The sequence below is a fragment of the Shewanella chilikensis genome (genome assembly GCF_002836945.1).
GTDB lineage: Bacteria > Pseudomonadota > Gammaproteobacteria > Enterobacterales > Shewanellaceae > Shewanella > Shewanella chilikensis.
On record NZ_NIJM01000026.1, the window covers coordinates 18,941 to 43,416 of the forward strand.

At 53.1% G+C, this 24,476-nt stretch carries 21 protein-coding genes; 12 read left to right on the plus strand and 9 right to left on the minus strand.

Annotated elements, in window-relative coordinates; translation table 11 throughout:
* Position 1: 1 nt before the first annotated feature.
* A complete protein-coding gene (locus tag CX651_RS20115) occupies positions 2-1,051 on the plus strand; it encodes a TonB-dependent receptor domain-containing protein (RefSeq protein ID WP_232788337.1) in 1,050 nt (349 codons plus the stop codon).
* Positions 1,052-1,134: 83 nt separating this feature from the next.
* On the opposite strand, the gene panF is transcribed toward CX651_RS20115, so the two are convergent.
* Positions 1,135-2,583 (minus strand): sodium/pantothenate symporter, encoded by a 1,449-nt coding sequence (gene panF / locus CX651_RS11465; RefSeq protein WP_101056125.1) that lies wholly within the window; start codon positions 2,581-2,583, stop codon positions 1,135-1,137.
* Entirely contained in the window at positions 2,580-2,792 is a 213-nt protein-coding gene (locus CX651_RS11470; protein WP_101056127.1) for a DUF997 family protein, read from the minus strand. The genes panF and CX651_RS11470 overlap by 4 nt, the downstream gene beginning before the upstream one ends.
* A gap of 944 nt (positions 2,793-3,736) precedes the next feature.
* Here CX651_RS11470 and focA point away from each other — a divergent pair.
* The 3 genes from focA to pflA are packed head-to-tail and all read left to right on the plus strand — an operon-like array spanning position 3,737 to position 7,728.
* The gene (focA, locus tag CX651_RS11475) at positions 3,737-4,618 is read left to right on the plus strand and encodes a formate transporter FocA (protein WP_025889524.1); all 882 of its coding nucleotides are present in this window, start codon (positions 3,737-3,739) and stop codon (positions 4,616-4,618) included.
* 29 nt (positions 4,619-4,647) lie between these two features.
* Positions 4,648-6,930, plus strand: coding sequence for a formate C-acetyltransferase (pflB, locus tag CX651_RS11480; RefSeq protein ID WP_039032803.1), 2,283 nt, complete (start codon positions 4,648-4,650; stop codon positions 6,928-6,930).
* A 57-nt stretch (positions 6,931-6,987) separates the two neighbouring features.
* Positions 6,988-7,728 carry a pyruvate formate lyase 1-activating protein gene (gene pflA, locus CX651_RS11485; protein WP_101056129.1) on the plus strand — a complete coding sequence of 247 codons (741 nt, stop codon included), beginning with the start codon at positions 6,988-6,990 and terminating at the stop codon, positions 7,726-7,728.
* A gap of 1 nt (position 7,729) precedes the next feature.
* Here the strand turns inward: pflA and yfbV are convergent, their stop codons facing one another.
* Entirely contained in the window at positions 7,730-8,173 is a 444-nt protein-coding gene (yfbV, locus tag CX651_RS11490; protein WP_028779375.1) for a terminus macrodomain insulation protein YfbV, read from the minus strand.
* A gap of 158 nt (positions 8,174-8,331) precedes the next feature.
* On the opposite strand from yfbV, the gene ackA reads away from it, so the two are divergent.
* From ackA to xthA, 6 genes are all read left to right on the plus strand, one after another.
* A complete protein-coding gene (ackA, locus tag CX651_RS11495) occupies positions 8,332-9,531 on the plus strand; it encodes an acetate kinase (RefSeq protein WP_025011777.1) in 1,200 nt (399 codons plus the stop codon).
* A 94-nt stretch (positions 9,532-9,625) separates the two neighbouring features.
* Positions 9,626-11,767 (plus strand): phosphate acetyltransferase, encoded by a 2,142-nt coding sequence (gene pta / locus CX651_RS11500; protein WP_101056130.1) that lies wholly within the window; start codon positions 9,626-9,628, stop codon positions 11,765-11,767.
* Positions 11,768-12,280: 513 nt separating this feature from the next.
* Positions 12,281-12,721, plus strand: a complete 441-nt coding sequence (locus CX651_RS11505; protein ID WP_101056132.1) for a hypothetical protein — start codon at positions 12,281-12,283, stop codon at positions 12,719-12,721.
* Between the two features lie 95 nt (positions 12,722-12,816).
* Complete coding sequence (locus CX651_RS11510) at positions 12,817-13,362, plus strand: septation protein A (RefSeq protein WP_101056134.1); 546 nt, start codon at positions 12,817-12,819, stop codon at positions 13,360-13,362.
* Positions 13,362-13,661 (plus strand): YciI family protein, encoded by a 300-nt coding sequence (locus CX651_RS11515; RefSeq protein ID WP_025011774.1) that lies wholly within the window; start codon positions 13,362-13,364, stop codon positions 13,659-13,661. The genes CX651_RS11510 and CX651_RS11515 overlap by 1 nt, the downstream gene beginning before the upstream one ends.
* On the plus strand, positions 13,661-14,467 hold the full coding sequence (gene xthA / locus CX651_RS11520; RefSeq protein WP_101056135.1) for an exodeoxyribonuclease III: 807 nt from the start codon (positions 13,661-13,663) through the stop codon (positions 14,465-14,467). The genes CX651_RS11515 and xthA overlap by 1 nt, the downstream gene beginning before the upstream one ends.
* Before the next feature lie 136 nt (positions 14,468-14,603).
* On the opposite strand, the gene CX651_RS11525 is transcribed toward xthA, so the two are convergent.
* The 3 genes from CX651_RS11525 to CX651_RS11535 all read right to left on the minus strand — a co-directional run bounded on the left by CX651_RS11525 (position 14,604) and on the right by CX651_RS11535 (position 17,429).
* Positions 14,604-16,019 (minus strand): methyl-accepting chemotaxis protein, encoded by a 1,416-nt coding sequence (locus CX651_RS11525; protein WP_101056137.1) that lies wholly within the window; start codon positions 16,017-16,019, stop codon positions 14,604-14,606.
* Between the two features lie 56 nt (positions 16,020-16,075).
* Positions 16,076-16,579 carry a DUF1097 domain-containing protein gene (locus CX651_RS11530; RefSeq protein WP_101056139.1) on the minus strand — a complete coding sequence of 168 codons (504 nt, stop codon included), beginning with the start codon at positions 16,577-16,579 and terminating at the stop codon, positions 16,076-16,078.
* Positions 16,580-16,781: 202 nt separating this feature from the next.
* Entirely contained in the window at positions 16,782-17,429 is a 648-nt protein-coding gene (locus tag CX651_RS11535; protein ID WP_101056141.1) for an MBL fold metallo-hydrolase, read from the minus strand.
* Between the two features lie 192 nt (positions 17,430-17,621).
* On the opposite strand from CX651_RS11535, the gene CX651_RS11540 reads away from it, so the two are divergent.
* Positions 17,622-18,908: an alpha/beta fold hydrolase gene (locus CX651_RS11540; RefSeq protein ID WP_101056142.1), complete on the plus strand. Its 1,287-nt coding sequence runs from the start codon at positions 17,622-17,624 to the stop codon at positions 18,906-18,908.
* Between the two features lie 206 nt (positions 18,909-19,114).
* Here CX651_RS11540 and CX651_RS11545 read toward each other — a convergent pair whose 3' ends face one another.
* Genes CX651_RS11545 through CX651_RS11555 form a run of 3 tightly spaced genes read right to left on the minus strand, consistent with a single transcriptional unit; the run spans position 19,115 to position 22,766 of the window.
* Positions 19,115-19,498, minus strand: coding sequence for a cytochrome c3 family protein (locus CX651_RS11545; protein WP_101056144.1), 384 nt, complete (start codon positions 19,496-19,498; stop codon positions 19,115-19,117).
* 44 nt (positions 19,499-19,542) lie between these two features.
* The gene (locus tag CX651_RS11550; protein ID WP_101056146.1) at positions 19,543-21,180 is read right to left on the minus strand and encodes an HAL/PAL/TAL family ammonia-lyase; all 1,638 of its coding nucleotides are present in this window, start codon (positions 21,178-21,180) and stop codon (positions 19,543-19,545) included.
* A gap of 26 nt (positions 21,181-21,206) precedes the next feature.
* Positions 21,207-22,766 (minus strand): flavocytochrome c, encoded by a 1,560-nt coding sequence (locus tag CX651_RS11555; RefSeq protein ID WP_039032793.1) that lies wholly within the window; start codon positions 22,764-22,766, stop codon positions 21,207-21,209.
* A gap of 168 nt (positions 22,767-22,934) precedes the next feature.
* Here CX651_RS11555 and CX651_RS11560 point away from each other — a divergent pair, with 168 nt between their 5' ends.
* Entirely contained in the window at positions 22,935-24,458 is a 1,524-nt protein-coding gene (locus tag CX651_RS11560; RefSeq protein ID WP_101056148.1) for a sigma-54-dependent Fis family transcriptional regulator, read from the plus strand.
* The last annotated feature ends 18 nt before the right edge of the window (positions 24,459-24,476 follow it).

Sequence of the window (24,476 nt, forward strand, 5' to 3'; positions counted from 1 at the left end):
GTTGGAACTGCCGGTCACCGACGATCTGAACGTTAAACTGGCCAGCCGTTATGACCAATACAGCCTGCCGGATGAAGGCCAGCTGTCCAGCTCTATCAACCTGCGTTACCAGTTGTTGGATAACCTGGTCCTGCGCGCCTCTTACGGCCAGGGCTTCCGCGCTCCGTCACTGGATGATCTGCTGGGCGAAGCTGCTACCAGTTATGACCGAGTGATCGACACCAAAGGCTGTCAAATGCTGCCGCCTGACCAACGCGAAGGCGCCGATGTGTGTGAGTCCACTCAGTATCTGCGCAAGAGCTCTGGTAACCCTGAGCTGAAACCTGAAGAGTCTGATCAGTACGCCTTCGGTGCTGTGTGGAACATCACAGATGATATCTCTCTGGTTGTGGACTACTACAACATTGAGATCAGCAACCAGGTCAGCTATGTCGGTGCCCAGACTATCCTGGATCTGGAAGCCACTACAGGTCTCGGTGCCTACGATCCTAAATATGTCTATGTGAAGCGTGATACCGAAGGCAAGATTGAAGAGATTGGCGCCGGTTACATCAACATGGACGGGGTGCAAACCTCGGGTCTGGACGTCTCTTTCAGCTCGCGCTTCGAGCTGGGTAACTACGGCAGTCTGAAGTTTGCCCTGGACGGCACCTATGCACTGGAGTACACAGAGCAAGCCAGTCCGGTCGACCCACGTTACGACGTGCTGGGTACCAAAGGATATCCCGAGCTGCGTTTCAACTCCACCTTCAGCTATGAGTACGATGCCTTCAGCGCCTCGCTGATCGCCAAGTACATCGACTCCTATGCCGGTGAAACGCCACAGCAGCAAGCTGCCAACATCGACAAGCAGGACTTCGGTTCCTTCACCACTTGGGATCTGGCCATGAACTATGACTTTGACCAGTTCGGTAAAGTCACAGTCGGTGCCCGTAACCTGTTCGATGCCATGCCTACGGTTAACTATGAGCTGTCCTACCCAGGTTATGACGCCGATACCCACAACATTATCGGCCGCGTAGTCTACGCGGGTTATCAGATCCGCTTCTGATAAGCGCTTTAATAGCCAAAAGCGCAGTCAATGACTGCGCTTTTTTTTGTTTAATTCCATCCTCAACAATCAAGCCTGCTTCTTTACTCAGCCTTATCCGGCGCTACCGCCAAAACTTCCCGCGCCGTCAACCATACCTGACAGCCCAACATGGCCATGAGTGAAACCAGCAAGGCCGGGACCACAGGGTGAATATGAAGCGGCAAAGGCAAGGCCAGCCATTGCAGCATTCCATAACTCAACAATCCGGAAATCATCGCGGCAAACACCGAGTTGCCAGTCAATGAAGGCCAGAATACCGCCGCCAATATCGGCCAGAGAAACACCGCCTGCAGTGCACCGAAAGCCGCCAAATTGAGCCAGACTATCATGGCCGGCGGCTCCAGCGCCCAGTAGCAGGCGAGCGCAGCAATCATCAACATGGCGATGCGGCTCAAACGCAGCTGGCTTTGCGCCGAGGTTTGTGGCCTGACCTTGACCCAGGCATCCCGCACCAGACTGACCGCTGCCTGCAGCAACATGGAGTCCACCGAGGACATCACGGCAGCAATGGGCGCCGCCAGCAGCACTCCGGCCAAAAGCGGCGAAAACAGTCCGGAGATCAAGGTCGGCATGATTTCATCCGGTACCTGCAAATCAGGATAAAGCGCCCGGCCCATCAATCCGATGAGATGCGGCAACAAGGTCATCAAGACACTGATAAGAGTGCCCCAAATAATCCCTTTCTTGAGCGCCTGGGTATTTTTAACCGCCAATAAACGCACCACAGTATGTGGCAGCCCCAAGGTGCCGAAACAGATAAGCACCCAAAACGACAGCATCATGGGCCAGCCCAGTTGCCCTTCATTGCCATGGGGCTGCAACAAGGCCGGATCTTCACTGGCCACCTTGGACATCAACTCTGTCATCCCCCCATGGCCAAGCAGGGTGAAAAACAGCAGCAAAAGCCCCAGCAGCATTACTATTCCCTGAAAGGCATCTGTGATGGTTACCGCCCGAAAACCACCGCTCAAGGTGTAAGCCAACACAGTCACCACAAACAGAGCCAGCCCCAGGCTGTAGTCGATACCGCTGACCCCGGCAAACAACCTGGCGCCACCGATAAACTGCACCGTTATCATGGCGATAAATCCAAGCACCAAGGAGCCCAGCGCCAACATGCTGACCCCTTTATGCTCGAAGCGAGCATCCAACCACTCAATCAAGGTGGCGTAAGGCGCCTTGGCCGCGAGGATCTTCGGCCCCAGCACCCCCAGGGTCAGCATGGCGACCGGCACCTGGATCAAGGCTAGCCACACCCAGCCCAAACCTATCTTGTAGGCGGCGCCCGGGCCACCGATAAAAGAGCTGGCACTGGTATAGGTTGCCACTAGCGTCAAGGCCAACATGGGGCCATTGAGAAAACGGCCACCGATAAAAAAGCGCGCCGCCTTATCCTGATAGAGGCTGGCCTTGTCTTGTCTGGCGGCAATAAAGCGGGTCAACACCAGGCTGAGCAACAGATAAACTAATACCGGGATAAGGGTGGTCACTCTTTATGCCCTCCTCGGCCAAACAGGTAGAAGAGCCCCAGAATGAAACATAAGGGAGTCAGGATACAGGACAGCCAAAACCATAAAGGCAGGCCGTAATAATCAGCTTGTGCTCCCCAGATCCCCATATCGGTCAACAGGGGCCCCAGAGCCCAAAACAGGGCATAAATCAGGGTAAGTATGATGGCCAGACGTGCCATGGATGGCATAACGGCTTCCTTGGATAGCCCCTTGCATTGGAGCGTGACAGCGAAAAGAAAGCCTTGATTCTAATCAACTCTTCCCTCGAGTGCCAAGGCATAGCGCAAGTTACACTTTGGTTGTGGGATAAAGTTATCACCCGGTTACCTGATGATATTCCGTTAACTTTTTACTGCATGCTTAATTAACCATGACAGGACTCACAGCCCTGAGCTTGCTCCCAAGCGGGTCACAACGGCCCCAAAATCAAGATCTGAATCAAACTTTGGTATGAGTTTGTGATACCGCAGAAATAAGCCTTTACTGAAATAAACCTATGTTAGAAGCCCCTGCGTCGACGCAATGACATACAATTGTTAACCTGCTCGCAAAATTTAGCTTTTCCCCATGGGTAAAGGCCGATATCAGATGCTGAGAGCACGGCTCTGTGTTAATATTTTTGTGGTAAATTGGTAAGACCAATTTTAGGGTTGGATGCATAACGAGCGATTCTTTGAACAGACTTTCTCGGGGTAGCTAAAACCTCAACCTGGGCTCTGTAAGTAAAGAAGATGAAGATTACGGCAACATGGGAGATGTAAACATTTCCAGTTTGCAGCCATTCATCGCGAGCAACTGCACAGACTGGACTTTTATAACGTGTTACAAGCTTAGACTTGGGTCAAACACCAATCAAAAGCACAAACCTTGGTATATGACACTGGAAGATAACTCAAATTTAGGTGAATTATTTCAAGGAAATTTTAGACAAAAAAGGAGTGGCAAAGCGTAGTTTAATTTCATAATTTAGATTAATCAGCGGTTAAATTGATCTAAATCACGTAATTTAATTACATTTTGCTTATAGTTGACGAACTCGATGGCTCGTAAGCCATCACTATAGAATAAGCGATAAATGAACTTCATAACCTAAACCGGTGGCCAGCCACCAAATGAGCGAAAGAAGGCAGCTATGAACAACAGTCCTAGCCCATTTGATGCATCAACCCCTGCCAATACTGCGCAGAAGGTCGAGGATGCGGCCGTCGTCAAAATCGGCCGCGATACCCAGTCGACCCTGTTGCTGGCCATGACTGCGGGGGTGTTTATTGGCCTCGCGTTTATCTTCTATGTTGTCGCCACTGCCGGTGGCAGCGCCCTTCCCTACGGTCTCAACAAACTCATCGGTGGTCTGTGCTTCAGCCTCGGCCTGATGTTGGTCGTGGTATTGGGCGGCGAACTCTTCACCTCAACTGTATTAACCATTACTGCCAGAGCCAGCAAACGGGTCACCACTAAGGCCTTACTGCGCAACTGGGGGCTGGTCTATCTGGGCAACTTTATCGGCGCCATGCTACTGGTAGGCCTGATGATCACCGCCAAACACTATGATGCCGGCCACGGTTTGATAGGGCTTGGCTACATGAAGACCGCCCAGGCCAAACTGCACCATGACTTTTTCCAGGCCATCGCTCTCGGGATCATGTGTAACATCATGGTGTGTCTGGCGGTATGGATGGCCTATGCCGGTCGCTCAGTCACAGACAAATTGCTGGCCGTGGTGCTACCGGTTGCCATGTTTGTCGCCGCAGGCTTTGAGCACTGCATCGCCAACATGTTCCTTATTCCTATGGCCATTATCAGCAAAAATATGGCCGGCACTGAATTCTGGACAAGCGCCGGGGTCAGCCCCGAGCAGTTTGCCGATCTCACATGGAGCCAATTCGTGTTCCATAATCTGGTTCCCGTCACTCTGGGTAATATCGTGGGGGGAGCTTTATTTGTAGGGTTGACTTACTGGTTTGTGTATCGCCGTCCCTTGCTGGCCAAGCAAGGCAGCGAGGCCAGCAAGTAACTTTATCTCAACTAGAAGGTATGAGTACTATGACCGAGAAAACTGAGCTGTTTGCAAGCGCATGGGAAGGCTTTGTTCCCGGCGATTGGAAGACCGAAGTCAATGTACGTGACTTTATCCAGAAGAACTACACCCCCTATGAAGGTGATGAGTCTTTCCTGGCTGGCCCCACCACTGCGACCACAGCCCTGTGGGACAAAGTCATGGAAGGCATCAAGCAGGAAAACCGCACCCACGCTCCGGTCGACTTTGATACAGACAAAGTCTCTACCATAGATTCCCATGATGCCGGCTACATCAATCAGGAACTGGAAACCATTGTTGGTTTGCAGACTGATGCGCCACTCAAACGCGCCATGCTGCCCAACGGTGGTATCCGTATGGTTGAAGGCTCCTGCGCCGCCTATGATCGCGAGCTGGATCCTGAGATCAAATATGTCTACTCCGAACTGCGTAAGACCCATAACCAGGGCGTGTTCGATGTTTACACTCCGGAAATCCTCGCTTGCCGTAAGTCAGGTGTACTGACAGGTTTGCCCGATGCCTACGGTCGTGGCCGTATCATTGGTGACTACCGCCGCGTAGCCCTCTACGGTATCGACTACCTGATGAAGGACAAGGTTGCCCAGTTCACTTCACTGCAGGCTCAGATGGAAGCCGGTGAAGATCTAAGCAACGTTATCCAGTTGCGTGAAGAGATTGCCGAGCAGCACAGAGCCCTGGGCAAGATGAAGAAAATGGCAGCCAAATACGGTTATGACATCTCCGGCCCTGCCAAGAATGCCAAAGAAGCCATCCAGTGGACCTACTTCGGCTATCTGGCCGCGGTGAAGAGCCAAAACGGCGCTGCCATGTCTCTGGGCCGTACTTCAACCTTCATCGACGTTTATATCGAACGCGATCTGAAAAATGGCGTGCTCACCGAAGAGCAGGCTCAGGAAATGATCGACCATTTCGTGATGAAACTGCGTATGGTGCGCTTCCTGCGTACCCCTGAATACGATGAGCTGTTCTCCGGCGACCCAATCTGGGCTACCGAATCTATTGGTGGTATGGGTCTGGACGGTCGTCCACTGGTGAGCAAGACCAGCTTCCGCTTCCTGCACACCCTATACAACATGGGTCCAAGCCCAGAGCCAAACATCACTGTGCTTTGGTCCGAGCAGCTGCCTCAGCCATTCAAAAAATACTGCGCTAAAGTGTCTATCGACACCAGCTCCATCCAGTATGAAAACGATGACCTGATGCGCCCTGACTTCGAGTCTGATGACTACGCCATCGCCTGCTGCGTGAGCCCCATGGTTGTGGGCAAGCACATGCAGTTCTTTGGTGCCCGTGCCAACCTGGCCAAGACCATGCTGTACGCCATCAACGGTGGTGTGGATGAAAAGCTGAAAATTCAGGTTGCTCCCAAGGCAGATCCTATCACAGACGAAGTGCTCAACTATGATGACGTCATGAGCCGTCTCGATGGCCTGATGGATTGGTTGGCAACTCAGTATGTCACTGCGCTGAACACCATCCACTACATGCACGACAAGTACTCTTACGAAGCCGCGCTGATGGCGCTGCACGACAGAGACGTACGTCGCACCATGGCCTGTGGTATCGCCGGTCTGTCTATTGCTGCCGACTCACTTTCTGCCATTAAGTATGCCAAGGTGAAACCGGTTCGCGATGAAAACGGTATTGCCGTAGACTTCGAAATCGAGGGTGATTATCCCAAGTTCGGTAACAACGACGCCCGTGTTGACGACATCGCCTGTATGCTGGTTGAAGGCTTTATGGCCAAAATTCGTGACAAGAAGATGTACCGCAACGCCATCCCAACCCAGTCAATCCTGACCATTACGTCCAACGTGGTGTATGGTAAGAAGACAGGTAACACTCCGGATGGTCGCCGCGCCGGTGCACCATTTGCCCCGGGTGCCAACCCAATGCACGGCCGTGACGAGAAAGGCGCTATCGCTTCACTGACCTCAGTGGCCAAGCTGCCCTTCGCTCACGCTCAGGACGGTATCTCTTACACCTTCTCCATTGTGCCTAACGCACTGGGTAAAGATGAAGATGCTCGCCGCACCAACCTGGCCGCGCTGATGGACGGTTACTTCGCCCACAAGCCAGGCCATGAAGGTGGTCAGCACCTGAACGTCAACGTGATGAACCGTGAAATGCTGGAAGATGCTGTCGTCAACCCTGACAAGTATCCACAGCTGACCATACGTGTTTCAGGCTATGCAGTGCGCTTCAACTCACTGACCCCTGAGCAGCAGCAAGACGTGATTACCCGTACTTTCACCAAAGCACTGTAATCCGCGTTTGAAACCAGGCTGCAGCGGCCGCCGCTGCAGCCATTCCAAGGAGAGCACATGACAGTAAAAGGACGGATCCACTCGGTGGAATCCTTTGGCACAGTAGATGGTCCCGGCATTCGCTTTATCGCCTTTATGCAGGGTTGCCTGATGCGCTGTAAATACTGTCACAATCGCGACACCTGGGATCTGGATGGCGGCAAGGAAGTGACGGTCGCGGAGCTGATGGAACAGATAGTCAGCTACCGACCTTTTTTGGAAGCCAGCGGTGGTGGCGTGACCGCCAGCGGTGGTGAAGCCGTGTTACAGGCAGAATTCGTTGCCGAGCTATTCAAGGCCTGCAAGGCCGAAGGCATTCACACCTGTTTGGACACCAACGGCTTTGTCCGTAAATACACAGAGGTGATCGACCAGTTGCTGGACAACACTGATCTGGTACTGCTGGACATCAAACAGATGGATGATGCCAAGCACATAGATCTCACCAAGGTCAGCAACCAGCGAACATTGCAGTTTGCCGAATATCTGGCAAAACGAGGCCAGAAAACCTGGATCCGCTACGTGGTTGTCGGCGGCTATACAGACGATGAAGCCTCGGCCGAAAAGCTGGCTGAATTTATCAAGCCAATGACCAATGTGGAAAAAGTGGAATTACTGCCCTATCACGAACTGGGCAAACACAAGTGGGAAGCCATGGGTGAGCACTATGAACTCGACGGCGTGTCGCCGCCGGATCGCGAAACCATGGAGCGAATAAAGGCTATATTTATCCAGAAAGGGATCAATGCCGGCTACTGATTCAGAGTTCTTCCCAAAAACCGGCATCAAGACGTTCAAAAGCCAATTTGAGGATCTGCGCCATATCCATATAGCAGGCCTTGGCCCCTAAAGGGCGACTGCTCACGCCAAGCCCGGAAAGCTTGGCATTGAGTTGATTTCCCCAATCGAGCAAGGACAGCGGCAAGGGATGGCGAGCACGCCAACCCAGCCACAGATAGCCCTGCAAAGGCAGGCTGAGAAAGAACAGAAAGATAGCTATGGCCTGGGGCAGATAGTCCCAACCATAGAAATAGAGTGGCGCGGCAGCCGATAGCATGGCCAACACAGGCATCAACTGCAACGCCAACTGAGTGGCACGAATAACGCGAAACTCAGGAAAAAAGAAACCCAGTTGTCTGACCATGGGCCAAGTCTTCATATAACGATGACCTTCCCTCACGGTTTTGAGAAAGTTAAGGCTCAATCAAGGCACCTGAAACAAGCATAATATTGCTTTTACCTTAGCACAGTTCCCTATTCGGCCCCAACAACGGCTTGACGGCAGGAACGCAGTGAAACAGGTTACAGGCGAGTCCAGTTCACCCGTAACTCATTAATTAAAAACGGCGAAAGGTTTTTAACATGTCTAAAAAACTGGTATTGGTTCTAAATTGCGGCAGCTCTTCTTTGAAATTTGCAGTCATGGATGCACTCACGGGCGATGATCAGATCTCAGGTCTGGCCGAGTGCTTTGGTCTGGAAAACTCCCGCATCAAATGGAAACACAATGGCGAAAAGCATGAAGCCGCACTGGGCGCATTTACCGCGCACCGTGAAGCCGTGGAGTTTATTGTAAACCAGATTTTGGCTCCCCTGCCTGAACTGGCGTCACAAATCCTGGCAGTGGGTCACCGTATCGTGCATGGCGGCGAAAAATTCACCCGCTCGGTAATCATTGACGATCAGGTGATCAAAGGTATCGAAGACTGTGCCTCACTGGCACCGCTGCACAACCCGGCGCACCTGATAGGCATTCGCGCCGCCATGGCCTCGTTCCCAAGCTTGCCTCAGGTTGCCGTGTTTGACACTGCCTTCCACCAGAGTATGCCTGAGCACGCCTTTGTCTATGCCCTGCCCTATAAGCTCTACCGTGAGCACGGCATTCGTCGTTACGGTATGCACGGCACCAGCCATCTGTTTGTCAGCCGTGAAGCTGCCAAGGTGCTGGGTAAAGAGTTGGCCGACACCAATGTAATCTGTGCTCATCTGGGCAACGGCGCTTCGGTCACGGCGGTTAAAGGCGGCAAGAGCATGGATACTTCCATGGGTCTGACACCACTGGAAGGCTTGGTGATGGGAACTCGCTGCGGCGATATCGACCCCTCCATCATCTATCATCTGGTGCACCAACTGGGTTACACCCTGGAAGAGGTCAACAACCTGCTGAACAAGCAGAGCGGCCTTTTGGGGATCAGCGAACTGACCAATGATTGCCGTGGTATCGAGGAAGGATATGCCGAAGGTCACAAAGGTGCGACACTGGCACTGGAAATCTTCTGCTATCGTCTGGCAAAATACATCGCCTCCTACACTGTGCCATTAGGCCGTCTGGATGCCGTGGTGTTTACCGGCGGCATAGGTGAAAACTCCGACATTATCCGCAAGAAAGTGCTGGAACTACTGTCCATCTTCAACTTCCAGGTCGATGATGAACGCAATCTGGCCGCCCGCTTCGGCAATGGCGGAATTATCACTAAAGATGAAGGCACTCTGGCCATGGTCATTCCCACCAATGAAGAGTGGGTCATCGCCGAAGACGCTATTAGTTTGATAGAAGAATAATATGACCAATCAGCCGCCTGGTTAGCCTGGCGGCTTTCATGTTTTTTGACTTTACAAGATTCACCGGAAAACCATCGACTCCGAAGAGGTTTTTATGTCCCGTAACATTATGTTGATCCCCATAGGCACAGGCGTCGGCCTGACGTCTATCAGCCTGGGGATGGTTCGCGCATTGGAACGCCACGGCGTTAAAGTGCAATTCTTTAAACCCATTTCCCAGTTGCGCCCGCAGGATCACGGCCCTGAGCGTTCAACCACCATCCTCAGCAAATCCCCAACGGTCAACCCGCTTGAGCCGTTTGAGATGATCCACGCCGAAGCACTGATCCGTGCCGATCAGACGGATGTGCTGATGGAGCAAATTATCGCCCGCGCTAGTGAAATTGCCGATAACACTGAAACCCTGATCATCGAAGGCCTGGTGCACACCCGTAGTCACCCGTTTGCCGATGATGTCAATTATGCCATTGCCAAGGCGCTCGACGCCGATGTGATTTTTGTCGCAACCCCAGGCAACGACAGCCCGACCGGGCTGATGAACCGCCTCGAAATCGCCTTTAACTCCTGGGGCGGTAACAAGAACAAGCGTCTTATCGGTGCCATCATCAACAAGATTGGCGCGCCGGTGGACGACGAAGGCCGTGCCCGTCCGGATCTGTCTGAGGTATTCGACCATCAAGGCGTTCAGCGCAGCGATACTGCCGGTATGTTCCAGTTGCCGGGCAAGAGCCCACTTAGGATCCTCGGCAGCGTACCTTATAACCTGGATCTGGTGTCCCCTCGAGCCTCAGATTTGGCCAAGCACCTGCGCGCCCGCATCATCAATGCCGGTGAGATGAACACTCGCCGTCTGCGCAAGGTAACCTTCTGTGCCCGCTCTATTCCCAACATGGTGCAGCACATCAAGACCGACTCGCTGCTGGTCACCTCTGGCGATCGCTCCGATGTTATCGTATCTGCCTGTCTGGCAGCCATGAACGGCGTCAAGATTGGTGCCTTGCTGCTGAGCGGCGGTTATGAACCTGAACCCGAGATCATGGCTTTATGTGAACAGGCCTTTGAAACCGGCCTGCCTGTGTTCCTTATCGACACCAATACCTGGCAGACCTCACTCAATATTCAACGCTTTGACCACGAAGTACCTGTGGATGATGCAGTACGTATTGAACTGGTACAGGAATATGTTGCCGGTCATATAGATCAGAGCTGGATTGAAAGCGTCACAGAGAACTCGCCTCGCGAGCACCGCCTGTCGCCACCGGCTTTCCGCTACAAGCTTACCGAGCTGGCCCGCGCCGCCCGTAAGACTGTGGTACTGCCTGAAGGCGATGAGCCGCGCACCATCAAAGCCGCCGCCATCTGCGCCGAGCGCGGTATTGCCCGCTGCGTACTGCTAGGCAAACGCGACGAAATCCTGCGTATCGCAGCCCAGCAGGATGTCATTCTGGGAGAGGATGTCGAGATTATCGATCCCGATGAAGTGCGTGAGCGCTATGTCGAACCTATGCTGGATCTTCGCCGTCACAAGGGCCTGACCGAAGTAGTTGCCCGTGAGCAGTTGGAAGACAACATGGTGCTGGGCACTATGATGCTGGCCCAGAATGAAGTAGACGGTATCGTTTCCGGTGCTGTCAACACCACGGCCAACACCATTCGTCCGCCACTACAGCTGATTAAAACAGCACCCGGCTCCAGTCTGGTCTCTTCCATCTTCTTTATGCTGATGCCGGATCAAGTGCTGGTATATGGTGACTGCGCCATCAACCCGGATCCCAATGCCGAGCAGTTGGCCGATATCGCCATCCAATCGGCCGAGTCGGCCAAAGCCTTCGGCATTGAGCCCAGAGTGGCGATGATCAGCTACTCAACCGGTGACTCAGGTACAGGCTCGGATGTGGATAAGGTTCGTGAAGCCACCCGGATTGCCAAAGAGAAGCGTCCGGATCTGGTGATTGACGGCCCACTGCAATACGACGCCGCTGTCATGCCCAACGTGGCTCGCTCCAAGGCGCCGGATAGCCCGGTTGCCGGTAAGGCGACCGTGTTTGTGTTCCCGGATCTCAACACGGGTAACACCACTTATAAGGCCGTTCAACGAAGCGCCGATCTGATCAGCATAGGCCCTATGTTGCAAGGTATGCGTAAGCCGGTGAACGATCTGTCCCGCGGCGCCCTGGTGGATGATATTGTTTACACCATCGCCCTGACGGCCATTCAGGCTACTCAGAACGATTAACGGACTATAACCAACTCAAAAGCGTCTGCTACTGCAGGCGCTTTTTTTTGGGTTCATCGCGGATCTCCGGGGAATGCAGCTCTGACTTTCAACAAGAAGTATTCGGTATCCAGGTAGCCAAAGCCCATTCGCTTCAGCAATTTGATTTTGTTATTTAAACGGTATTATGGACTGACTGCGGCTTTTATCAGCAAAAGCTGTACAAAATCAACGCAAAGGATCCTTTACGCCAGTTATGATTCAGTCGGGAATGAGTCATCAGGAGAGAAACAGATAGGGGAAAGTGCCAAGCGTCAAAAATTAACCAGCGACAATTTAACGACGATATCAATCGCTTAGAAAGTATCTATCGAGTCTTCAACACACTTGTCCACAGATTCTGTGGATAAGAATCCGTGCGCTATCCTCTTTATATGCCACAGGATCGCCGATCCCGTCAAGCCCGAGGCAGCGGCTTGCGATCAATACTAAAAAAACCGATACTGTTTGGCACCAATCGCCAGGGTCAACACTATGAGATATTTACTTTTTCTTTGTCTGCTAGGCCTATTTGGCTGCAATGATGACCCGAATAAAGCCACCATAGATACGCCAGAGCAAGTCGCCCTGGGATTCTTTCAGGCCATCTATATAGATAAAGATGTCGAGAAGGCGAGCCTGTATGTCGACGACCCTATGAAGGAGGTGCTGCAAAGTTACTATATCGCCGCCTCTGTACAGCGCCATATGCTCAATCTACAGATGACAGATGTCACCCTGGAGATTGAAGAGATAGATATCGACTTCTTTCGCAAGTTTACCGATGACGTGACCATAGTGGTCAAATTTACCGGCCATAGAGGTGGTCGGCCCTGGGTCGATGACAGAACCATTCGCCTGCATAAACGGGGTCGGGGCTGGGTGATAGTGGAAATTCTCCCGGAAATTGGCAAGATCAACTCAGGTTCCCTGTAATAATTGTGCACTGACCCACGCAAGGGCCGAAGAGGTTTATCCCTCAAAGCCCGCCGTGCTACACTCACAGGCAATTTTCACTCAGCCTGATTACTATGAAACAACTGCTGGATTTCCTGCCGCTGGTCATCTTCTTTGCCGTTTATAAGTTTTACGATATCTACGTCGCCAGTGGCGCCCTGATAGCCGCAACGGCGCTGCAACTCGTGGTGACCTACCTGCTGTACCGCAAGCTTGAGAAAATGCATCTCATCACCTTTGCCATGGTGGCCGTATTCGGTACCCTAACCTTGGTGTTTCACGACGATACCTTTATCAAATGGAAAGTCACCATAGTCTATGCCTTGTTCGCCTTGGGTCTGGGTGTCAGCCAATTGCTGAATAAGCCTGTGCTCAAGGGCATGCTGGGGCAGGAACTCAAGGTTGCCGACAAGATATGGGCCCAAGTCACTTGGTACTGGGTCAGTTTCTTTATTGTCTGCGGCCTTATCAATATCTATGTCGCCTTCAGTCTGAGTCAGGAAACCTGGGTAAACTTCAAGGTCTTTGGCTTGACCGCAGTGACGCTGCTGAACACCATAGCAACCGTGGTTTATCTCTTTAAACACATCCCCGAAGAGCAACGCAAGGAACTCAAATAATGTGGTATATGATCTCATCCCAAGATGTTGAAAACAGCCTGGAAAAACGTCTTGCCGCTCGTCCGGCCCATCTACAGCGCCTGCAACTGCTGGCCGATGAAGGACGATTGATGCTGGCCGGTCCACATCCCGCCGTGGACAGTGAAAACCCGGGGGACGCCGGATTCAGCGGCTCTTTGGTAGTGGCCGAGTTTGAATCGCTGGAAGCCGCCCAGGCCTGGGCCAATGCCGATCCTTATGTTGCCGCCGGCGTTTATCTGAGTGTTATCGTTAAACCCTTCAAACGAGTGCTGCCCTGATGAAAATCGTTTCCTTCAACATCAACGGATTGAGAGCCCGTCTGCATCAGCTGCAACAGTTGATAGACAGCCACCAACCGGACATCATAGGGCTGCAGGAAACCAAGGTGCACGACGAAGCCTTCCCGCTGGCCGAAGTGGAAGCTATGGGTTATCAGGTACATTTCCACGGTGGCAAGGCCCACTATGGTGTGGCTCTGTTATCCAAACAAGCCCCCATTGAGGTTCAAAAAGGCTTTCCCACCGACGATGAAGATGCCCAGCGCCGGCTTATCGCCGGAAAGTTCATCCAGGACAACGGCCGGGTGCTGACAGTGATCAACGGTTACTTCCCCCAGGGGGAGAATATCAATCACGAGACCAAGTACCCGGCCAAGCGTAAGTTTTACGCCGACCTGATGCAGTATCTGCAAAACTCATTCAGCCCGGATCAGGATATTGCCATCATAGGGGATATCAATATCTCGCCGCTGGATCTGGATATCGGCATCGGCGACGCCAATGCCAAACGTTGGCTGAAGACGGGTAAATGCAGCTTCCAGCCGGAAGAGCGTGAATGGTTGCAAACCCTGCTGAATTGGGGCTTTGTGGATACCTTCCGCCAGTTGCATCCGCAGCGCAGCGAACGCTACTCCTGGTTTGATTATCGTAGCCGTGGCTTTGATGATAACCGCGGCCTGCGTATCGATGTGATCCTGGCAACCGAGTCGCTGGCAAGCCGCTTGAGTGAGGCCGATGTGGATTACGCACTTCGCGGCATCGACAAGCCCTCGGATCACGCGCCTATCTGGAGCTGTTTTCGCTGACATTGTTGTGAGCGCTGATGACGCTCAGGACGCTTACCACAGCAAGCGGCACGCCTGAAGTAAAAACAAAGCTCAGGAACCGCTATAACGCAAAACGCCGACATCTGATGATGCCGGCGTTTTTTATGCTAGCCGTTCAACTGGTTTTATACTGTGCCAACAGCCGGGTCAGAGAGGCAGAAGCCTGGGCCAGTTTTTGGCTCAGCTCTATCGCCCTTTCGCTGGCCTGGCGCATCTGCTCCGAGTGGCTGCGGATATCGCCAAGCTGCGAGCTGATCTCCCGGGCTGACACGCTTTGCTCTTCGGCCGAGGCAGCGATTTGGCTGCTGCGATCAAATACCGCATCCACTGAGCCACGCATCCCCTCAACATCCGTCCCCACCTGAATGATCGCCTGGCGGCTTTCGTCGGCCTGCGACACTATCGCCTCGGTCAACTGAGACAAATTACGGCTGCCCGCCTGCAACCCCTCTATCATACGTTGAATTTCCACTGTCGCTTCCTGGGTTCGCCCCGCCAGGGTCCGCACCTCATCGGCAACCACGGCAAAGCCGCGCCCCTGTTCACCGGCTCTGGCGGCCTCGATGGCGGCATTGAGCGCCAGCAGATTGGTCTGCTCGGAAATACCATCAATAGTGGTCACCACGGCACCAATCTCGGTGGCATCCCGCGACAGTTGCGATACCGAAGAGAAAGCCTCGGCAATCCGGCTCGACAACTCACCTATACTGGCAACTGTTTCTGCTATATGTCTGGCGCCCAAGCCCATCTGAGAGGCGTTGTCCCGGGTCTGGGAAGAGGTTTCGGCGGCGTTGTGGGACACTTCGGTAATGGCATTGCTCATCTGCTCCATCGCCGTGGCCACAGTATCGAGAAACTGCCACTGAATTTTGCCCATCTCATCACCGGCGGCGGCTTGCTCGGCAAATTCGGAAGCCGCCATCGACAAGGTTTCGGCATTGCTGCTGATGGCGGTGACCATTTCGCTCATGTTATCGGCGCAGCGGTCAATCTCGCGGGCTATCAGGCTAAAATCATCTGTGCCAAAGAAATTGAGCCTGAAGCTCAAATCGCCGTCAGCCAAGCGTTTGATCGCCATATACATATCCCATAGTCCGCCGCCAAGAGAGGTAGAGATCCAATAGCTGAGTTGAAACAGTGGCAACAGCCCGACAAAAGCCCACAGCAGCAACCAGTTTGCCCGACTGAGCATCTCTTGCTCCTGCAGTGTTAAGCTGTCACCGAGCCAGTAGTTACCATCTCGGCTACTGAGCATAACTTTTACCTCGGCGCGCGGTTCATTGCGGCTAAGACCTTGCTGCTGTAACCAAAGATCGCGCCCCTGCTTGGGCGCCAGCTGGAGCAGGGTCTCGGCTTTGGCTTGTAAACGCGCCTCAGCGCCCTGGGTTACACTGGCATCCAACTGCCACCAGTTGGCCAGTGCGATAGCGGCAGTTATTGCGGTAACCAGCGAACACACAAGCCAGAATTTACCGTTGAGACTGAACTTAATCAGCATGGCATCAACTTTTCTAAACTGGATCTGCTTCATCAGTGCTCCTCAGCGCGAAGCTAAAAGCCGGGACAGGATCCTGGCAGTATAATCTATTACTCCACCACCCTTTCGACCGGCAGAGGTTTTGTTTGAGTTTCACGACTGCGGCTGGTTTGGCAATAGCCCATGAGATCGGTCAAACGACTCATGGCATAACCGAATACGGCGCCAATCAGCAGCGGCGGCATAATAGCCGCAATATCCGCCGACATGGCAAAGGTGATGCAACAACCAATAAAGGCACCAGGAATAAAGTTAAGTTTACCGAAGCAGGCCTGCAGGCACATGGCACTGGTGGCTATACCGGTGAAGATCCAGCCAAATACCGGCGAGACAAAGAAGCTGCTGCCGCTGATGATAAGCCAGGCCCAGAATACTCCCGATGTATTGGTGCACCAGGCCTGAAGCAAACCGGCGAACCCACTGCGTCCTTGAGCAAAGAAAGTACTGCACCCCAGAAACCCTATCCAGGTGATCAGCCCAAAGGTGTCGGCAACCCCACACCAAACAGTGGCCAAGAGACCGGCAGATATTGCTGCATGCCAACGCTGTTGCATAGGAGTATCTCCCCAAAATGTAAACATTGGTTAAATTACCCCGTTTTTGATAACAAAAACCGGATCTACACCAAAAAAGGGCTTATTAATGCCGAGATCTGGCTCACTTTGCAAACATTTGGTAGTAAAAAAACAATAACGGAGTGAATTTTAGCCAAATAAAAACCCGGGCATGCCCGGGTCAGTTACAACAGGGATAGCCTCAATCGGCCAATAGCTGATCGGCAACAAAGGGGTTATTACGCCTTTCTTCACCAAAGCTCGACATAGGGCCGTGGCCGGGAATGAAATTGACCTGCTCGCCCAAAGGCCAGAGTTTGTAACGAATGGAGTCAATCAGCTGCTGATAGTTGGAGCCGGGAAAGTCAGTACGGCCTATAGAGCCACGGAAAAGGACATCTCCCACCCAGGCCAGGTTCTCTTCGCGGTCAAAGAAAATCACATGCCCTGGGGTATGCCCCGGACAGTGAAAAACCTGCAATGCCTGCTCTCCCAGGATAACCTCTGCACCATCTTCGAGATAGCGGTCAGCCTCGAAGGCGGTGCAGGCCGGGAAACCAAAGTTCTGGCTTTGGCGTGGCAGGTTCTCCAGCCAGAATTTATCGTCGATATGCGGGCCAATAATCTGCACGTCACACTCGGTGGCCAAAGCCTTGGCGGCACCAACATGATCTATGTGTCCGTGAGTCAAAAGAATATATTGCAACTGCAGGCCGTGCTGCGCCAGGGCATCCATGATGCGCTCATGGTTACCACCTGGATCTATCACAGCGGCTTTGCCACTCTTCTCACACCAGATGAGGCTGCAGTTCTGCTGGAAAGGGGTCACTGGGATGATCTGGTATTTCATTACACACACTCGCAGGCTGTTATCGTTCCATGATCGATAGATCGTCTCGGAGCATGATCCATCAACCCGGCAACAGAAAAATTGATCCCGGGCAGGAAAGCGCCAGATAGGCAACTTTTCTGGCGCCGGTTTGCAGCGCAGGGATTTTTGTATACAATTTTGAGCCATCCACCGTCAAGCCCAAGGCCCTACATGATAACAGACAGCCGTCTTGCTGGCATCCTGAGCCGCAAACACTTCTTCTCTCTGCCACTGGATTATCAGCATCCCACCAGGGAACAACTGCAAATTTTTGCCCGGGAGCTTATCGGCACCCAGGATAACGCCGCGACCTTGCCACTCTTGGTGTTTTTTCAAGGTGGCCCAGGCTTTGGTGCCGCCCGCCCCCTTGCCAATGGCGGCTGGATTAAAAGAGCACTCAAGGAGTATAGGGTACTCTTACTGGATCAGCGCGGTACAGGTCTTTCAAGCCCGCTCAGCTTCAAGACACTGGACGGCATGACGCCTGACGAGCAGGCTGAGCACCTGAGCCATTTTCGCGCCGACAATATCATCCGCGATGCCGAGGCGATTCGGGCACAACTGAGCCCTGATACTCCCTGGAGCATTCTCGGTCAGAGTTTCGGTGGCTTTTGCGTACTCAGATACCTGAGCGCCGCACCGCAAGGGCTCAAGGAAGCCTTTATTACCGGCGGTATCCCTTCCCTTGAGCGCCCCGCAGCCGAAGTTTACCGGGCAACTTATCAACGCCTGCTGGCCAAAAACCAGGATTTCTTTGCCCGTTTCAAGGATGCCAAAGCCTTGCTGGCCGAGCTCAGAGACTTTATCAATAACCATGATGCGCGCCTGGCTACAGGAGAGCGGCTGACCCAGGAAATGCTGCAACTTTTGGGGGTTAACTTAGGCATGGAGCAGGGGCCAGAGGCCGTCTACTATTTGCTGGAGCAAGCCTTAATAGATACCCCAAGCGGCAAGGCGCTCAATCCCTTGTTTGAGGGGCAGTTCTGCCAAATGCTGGATTACAATACCAACCCGCTGTTTGCCATCATGCACGAGTCCATCTACTGCCAACAGCAAGCGGCAAACTGGGCCGCCCACAGGGTGCGGGCCGAATATCCGGCTTTTGCCCCGGACGCCAAAGAGCTACTCTTCAGCGGTGAAATGATTTACCCCTGGATGTTCGAACAGTTTGCCAACCTCAAGCCGCTGAAAGCCTGCGCCGAATTGCTGGCCGCCAAAGCCGATTGGCCTTCACTCTATGACTCGAACATTCTCGCCAATAACCGTGTACCTGTCGCCGCAGCCATCTACAGCGAAGATATGTATGTCGAGCAAGCCTACAGCCTGGAAACCGCCACCAAAGTGGGCAACCTCAAGTATTGGATGACCTCTGAGTATGAGCACAATGGCATACGCATGGATGGTGAGCGGATCCTCGATAAGCTGATTGCGCTCAATCGCGGCCAGGCACTCAGATGAATTCAGCTTGGGTTAATTTAAAAAGCGCACACTGAACTTGGTTCCACATCCATTGACGCTTTGCTTAAACACTTGTTTTAGTATCGTCCCGGCCTGCCCTTTTGGCAGGCCTTTTTTATCCCCCAAAAAAAACCGCAGCCTAAGCTGCGGTGGAAAAAACGGACTGGGTCCAATCCAAAAAATACAGGGAGACTCGAACCGCCGACTTAGCGCTTCATTGCTGGATAGGTGAACTCATGGCACTGATTGCAATAAACCTTGCTCTCTTTGTGCTCCTGATGGCAGTAAGTACATGGCAAGTCCGTGCCATAGTGCAAACTGTCATGGGGGTTGGGTTCAACATCATGACCGGCGTTGGCCGGACGTGCTGTCTGCTTGGCAACATCTTCAGGAGTACCGTGGCAGGCTTCACAGGCTGTCGCATCGGGAATGGTCTTGCGCTTGGCATCACCATGGCAGGCGGCGCAATCAATACGACCATTTTCAGTCGTCATGATTTCTTTGTGGTAGTCCTTGATCTTCATGGCGTTGGCCGCTCCAGGCAGCAACAAGGCGCAGGCTACAAGAACAGTGGATATCATCTTCAACATCTTGGGCTTCCTGTTGCGGGGCAGTTGCCTGCCCCGCTCTTCTATCAGTAGTTGGCAATAAAGTCGTGTGACGCCTGAATATCAGGAGTGAAAGGGCGATCCTTGCTTACGAAAGGCACTTTTTGACGATAAGCTTCATACATAGCGCCTGTGGCTTTACCCTGTTTCAAGCTCTTATCGTGCATCTTGCGCAGATCGATAGCTTGAGTAGAGTGCAGCAGCTCCAGACCATAGATGGTGTTGGTGTTGTCAACAATCTGGACCAGATTGTCAGAAGCCAGTTTCAGGTTGGTGAAAGTGTCTTCGATATTACCGGCAATCTGAACACCATCGAATGAAACCGGGCTAGCCAGTTGCTTGTTACGCACCTGCATGTCAACGAAGGCTTTCTGGATAGCACCGAAAGCATGACCATTGTTTTCCGGACCGGCCAGGAAGCGGCTCAGACGGGTAAAGTGGGCATCAGACAGGTGGATAGTACGCATCACGCTGTTATGAGATACGTGAGTCAGGGCCGTGCTCAGGTTCTGTACCGCCAGGGCAACAGGTAGTGGCTCGAAGTTGGTGGTTGGGAACACACCGCCCTTGCCTTCAACCATGTACTTGGCTACTTGAGGGAACTGGCTGTAGTCCTTGGAAGCACCCAGTACCACGGCAGGGTTATCGTCTGAGTGGTTGATCTGAATATCGATCACTTCGCCCAGATCCACCAGAGCTTTCTTGGCGCTGGCCAGTGTGTAGGCTGTGGTACGGTAGCTAAGAGGATCCTGCAGCGGACGCTCATCATTCAGTTGCCACAGATAGCTTCCATCCAGCTGCGCCAGAATATCCTTGGTAGTTGCCTGAATATAAGGGAAAGGACGAATATCATTGGTTTGTGGCAGGAAAGGTGCCACGTTACCGTTCAAACCTTCAAGGCTCAGACCGAATACGGTTGGGGACACTTCCAGCAAGTGCTTGGCATCCTGATAGCCCTTCATCGCATAGGCTACAGCCACCGCGTTGTTGGACAGGATGGACAGAGCATCTTTACCCATAGGCTCCAGCAGAGGAACACCGGCATCGGCCATGGCTTCACGGCTACTAACACGCTTGCCCTTGTAGAACACTTCCCACTCACCAATCATCGCCAGACCGACGTGAGAGGCCAACAGAATGTCGGCTTCACCCACAGTACCCTGTGAAGGGATAACTGGAGTGATGCCCTTGTTCAAGTAAGCTTCGTAAAGGTCGGCAACCACAGGCTGAACCCCGGTTTGACCGGCCAGAATGGTATTGAGACGCACAGCCAGAGCAACACGGGTCAGACGCACAGGCATAGGCTCACCGACACCGGCGCTGTGAGCGCGCAGCGTGCTGTAGTTGAAGCTACGGGAAGCATCCATAACGGCAGCACTCAGCTTACCATTGGCATCAAACAGCTTGTGGTCTTTGTTCAGGCCCACACCTACAGTCAGACCATAAACCGGCTTACCCAGACGCGCAGCTTCCATCAACAACTCGTGCGCCTTAACCAGTTTGGTACGTGCCTGAGAGGCTACTTTGACTTTGGCGCCATCGGCAATGGCCCAGGCTTGTTCCTGAGTCATGTGCTTGCCATCCAGAACCACTTGTTCCATTGCCAGAGCACTGCCTGACATCAGGCCCAGCGTCAGCGACGCCAGCATTAGAGATTTGTTCATCATCTTACTCCTTGTTATTGAATTTGTTACGCTTGCTTCAGTGCTACCGGCTTGGCAGCGGCACAATTACGGCCGGCATTACGGCCGGTGACAATACCTTCAGCCACAGCACAGGCACCGAGGCGGCTGGCACCGTGAATACCGCCGGTGGATTCGCCGGCCGCATACAGGCCTGCAATCGGCTGGTTACTGACCAGATGCAGGACTTCAGAATTGGTATTAACCTTGACACCACCCATGCAGTAGTGAACTTTTGGCCACATACGCACTGCGTACCATGGGCCCTTGTCCAGGACTATGGCTTCCTGCATTGGACGACCAAACTCTTTGTCATCACCGCTCTTGACCGCTTCGTTCCAACGGGCCACCTGCGCCTTGAGCTTGTCGGCCGGCATACCATAAGCCTTGGCCAGCTCATCCAGGGTGTCAGCCTTGGTGATCACCTTATACTTGATGCCCCAATCCAGAGTTTGGGCATTCTTGGCGCCTTCGGCATTGGTAAAGCCAATGGGGTACACAGGGTTGTTGTGCTCATCTCTGCGGGTCATGATGGCATCGGCACGCGCCTTACGATCGGCCAGCTCATTGAAGAAACGCTCACCGGTGCGCACATCCACCACTATGCCGTGAGGATAAGTGGCGATGGTATTGAACTGGGATGCAGTTCCAAAACCTTTCTCATCAGGTGATGCCCATGGGCCCAGTTGAATTTGATCCAGATGGATAGGGTTGGCCCCCAGAAGCATCATCTGCTTCAGTGCTTCAGATGTCGCACCCGGATGGTTGGTTGAGTCCAGATCATTGTTCAGCTCAGGCAGCTGCATCATGCGATATTCAATATCCCGGCCAAAGCCACCGGTCGCCATGATCACCCCTTTGCGGGCACCTATGGTGCGTATCTTACCTGTCCGCTCCCGTGGGAAATAATAACCTTCACGAACCTCGACCCCGATCACGCGGCCTTCGTCATCTCGGATAAAAGATTCGAGCTTGGTTTGATTTTTCATGATCACGCCTTTGGCGCGGGCCGCCTTGACCAGCGGACGTATGATACCGGCACCGGAGCTTTCAACTGTCTGCAGTACTCGCTGCACACTGTGACCACCGAAATGCTGTACGAAAGGCTTCCACTTGACGCCGTAGTCAATCAGCCACTGGCATGATTCCGCCGTGCCGTTACATACCAGCTTGAGCATCTCAACATCATTCATGCCACGACCTGCTCGCAACATGTCGGCCACCATGGCATCAACTGAATCTTCAATACCTGCCTGCTTTTGCAACGGAGAACCGGCAACCGCCATGGCACCACCATTAATGGTTGAGTTGCCGCCAAAAACCGGCATCTTATCGATAACCATTACGCTGACGCCGGCTTCACGGGCCTGCAGGGCCGCTGCCATACCGGCAAAGCCACTGCCGACCACCAATACGTCTACCAGTTCATCAAAGGATTCCGGCGCCTGTTCGCGACACTGGGCCATGGCACCATTGCTGACAGCCATCCCCACCCCGGTCACTGCCAAAGCGGCGCCGCCTTTGAGCAACTGACGACGACTACTGTCTATTTTCTGTTTTTCTGTCATGTACTTATTTTCCTTTCATGCAGGGAAAGAACTTCAGTCAACCAGTTGCACTGGCCATGCCAACTAACCAAAAAGAGGTGCTCAGGGGGAGATTTATGATTACGGCCACAGAATCACGAAATATAAAGATCTACAATCACGAAACTTCGCGGTTTATTTGAAATATCAATGGAAAAACACTTTTATTACGAGTGTACCAGGCGGCTCTGCAGTAGCCTGCAGTTGGAAACCTCGCTTAAACACTACTTCGACTATGTACGTGACTCAGTGCCTCTCGACGGCCTATTCATTAACATTTATCGAAAAGAATTCAACGACATACAGTTTATCGCCCAGGCCAACGAAACGCAGGCAAGCACGCTTGATGTCCAGGTTTCCCTCCCTGAGGGACTGGCCAAAACGCTGGAAGATCCCGATAGACCCAGGGTGAGGATTGTTAACGACATTGATCATGATCCCGTGACATCCCAGGTTGCCCCTAAGGTGATCCCCGGCATCCGCTCACTGATCATTTTACGTATGTCGATGGAAGATACCCATTTGGGCATAGTAGGCTTTTATTCCAAGAGTGCCGGCTCCTTCCGCCCCCGACACGCAGATATGTTGGCGCCACAGATGAGTACCTTTGCCCTGATCACAGCCCTCAACCTCAGAGGTCGTAATCTGCTGCTGGAAAATCAGGCGCTGGCCAAACAAAACGTTAGCCTCAAACGCACGCTGGATGTGCAAAACGGTGTGGTCGGTGCCAACTCGGGGCTGAAACAGGTGATGCAACAAGTGCAATCCATCGCTCATCTCAACACCACGGTACTGATGCTGGGGGAAACCGGTTGCGGAAAAGAGGTGATTGCCAACGCCATTCATGAACTCTCGGCCAGGGCCGGCAAACCCTTTGTCAAAGTCAACTGCGGCGCCATTCCCGAGACCCTTATCGACTCAGAGCTGTTCGGTTATGAGAAAGGCGCCTTTACCGGCGCCGAATCGCGCAAGGCCGGTTATTTTGAACAGGCCAACGGCGGCACCATCTTCCTCGATGAGATTGGTGAACTGCCACTCTCGGCTCAGGTGAGACTGCTGCGGGTACTGCAAAACAGCACCATTACCCGGGTCGGTGGCCATGAACAGGTACACCTGAACATCAGAGTGATAGCGGCAACCCACAGGCACCTGCAAGCCATGGTGCATCAGGGGGATTTTCGTGAGGATCTCTGGTATCGGCTGGCGGTATTCCCGATAGACATCCCCTCTTTACGCCAGCGGCGTACAGATATCCCTCTGTTGGTGCAACATTTTATTGAACAGCTGAGCGCCCGATTCCAGTTACTCAAACTACCCTGTATCCGCCCTGAGCAGTTGGCAATTCTCAGTCAGTACAATTGGCCCGGCAATGTCAGGGAGCTGATTAATGTGCTGGAGCGGGCCATCATTCAAAACCCGGCCGGACCACTGGACTTCAGTTTCCTGGCGCCGCAAACCGAAGCCGTGGCCACTGCCAGCGGCCAGACCATAGTGGTCGACCCCAGCCATGCGGGCAATCAACTGGTACCGCTGGAAACCATGACCCGTAAATACATAGAGCACGCCCTTAAAGTAACCGGCGGCAAGCTCTACGGCCCCGGCGGTGCGGCCGAGCTGTTGGATATCAACCCCAATACTCTACGCAGCAAGATGAAAAAACTGGGGATCGTTTAGAAACAGGACATAGCAAAC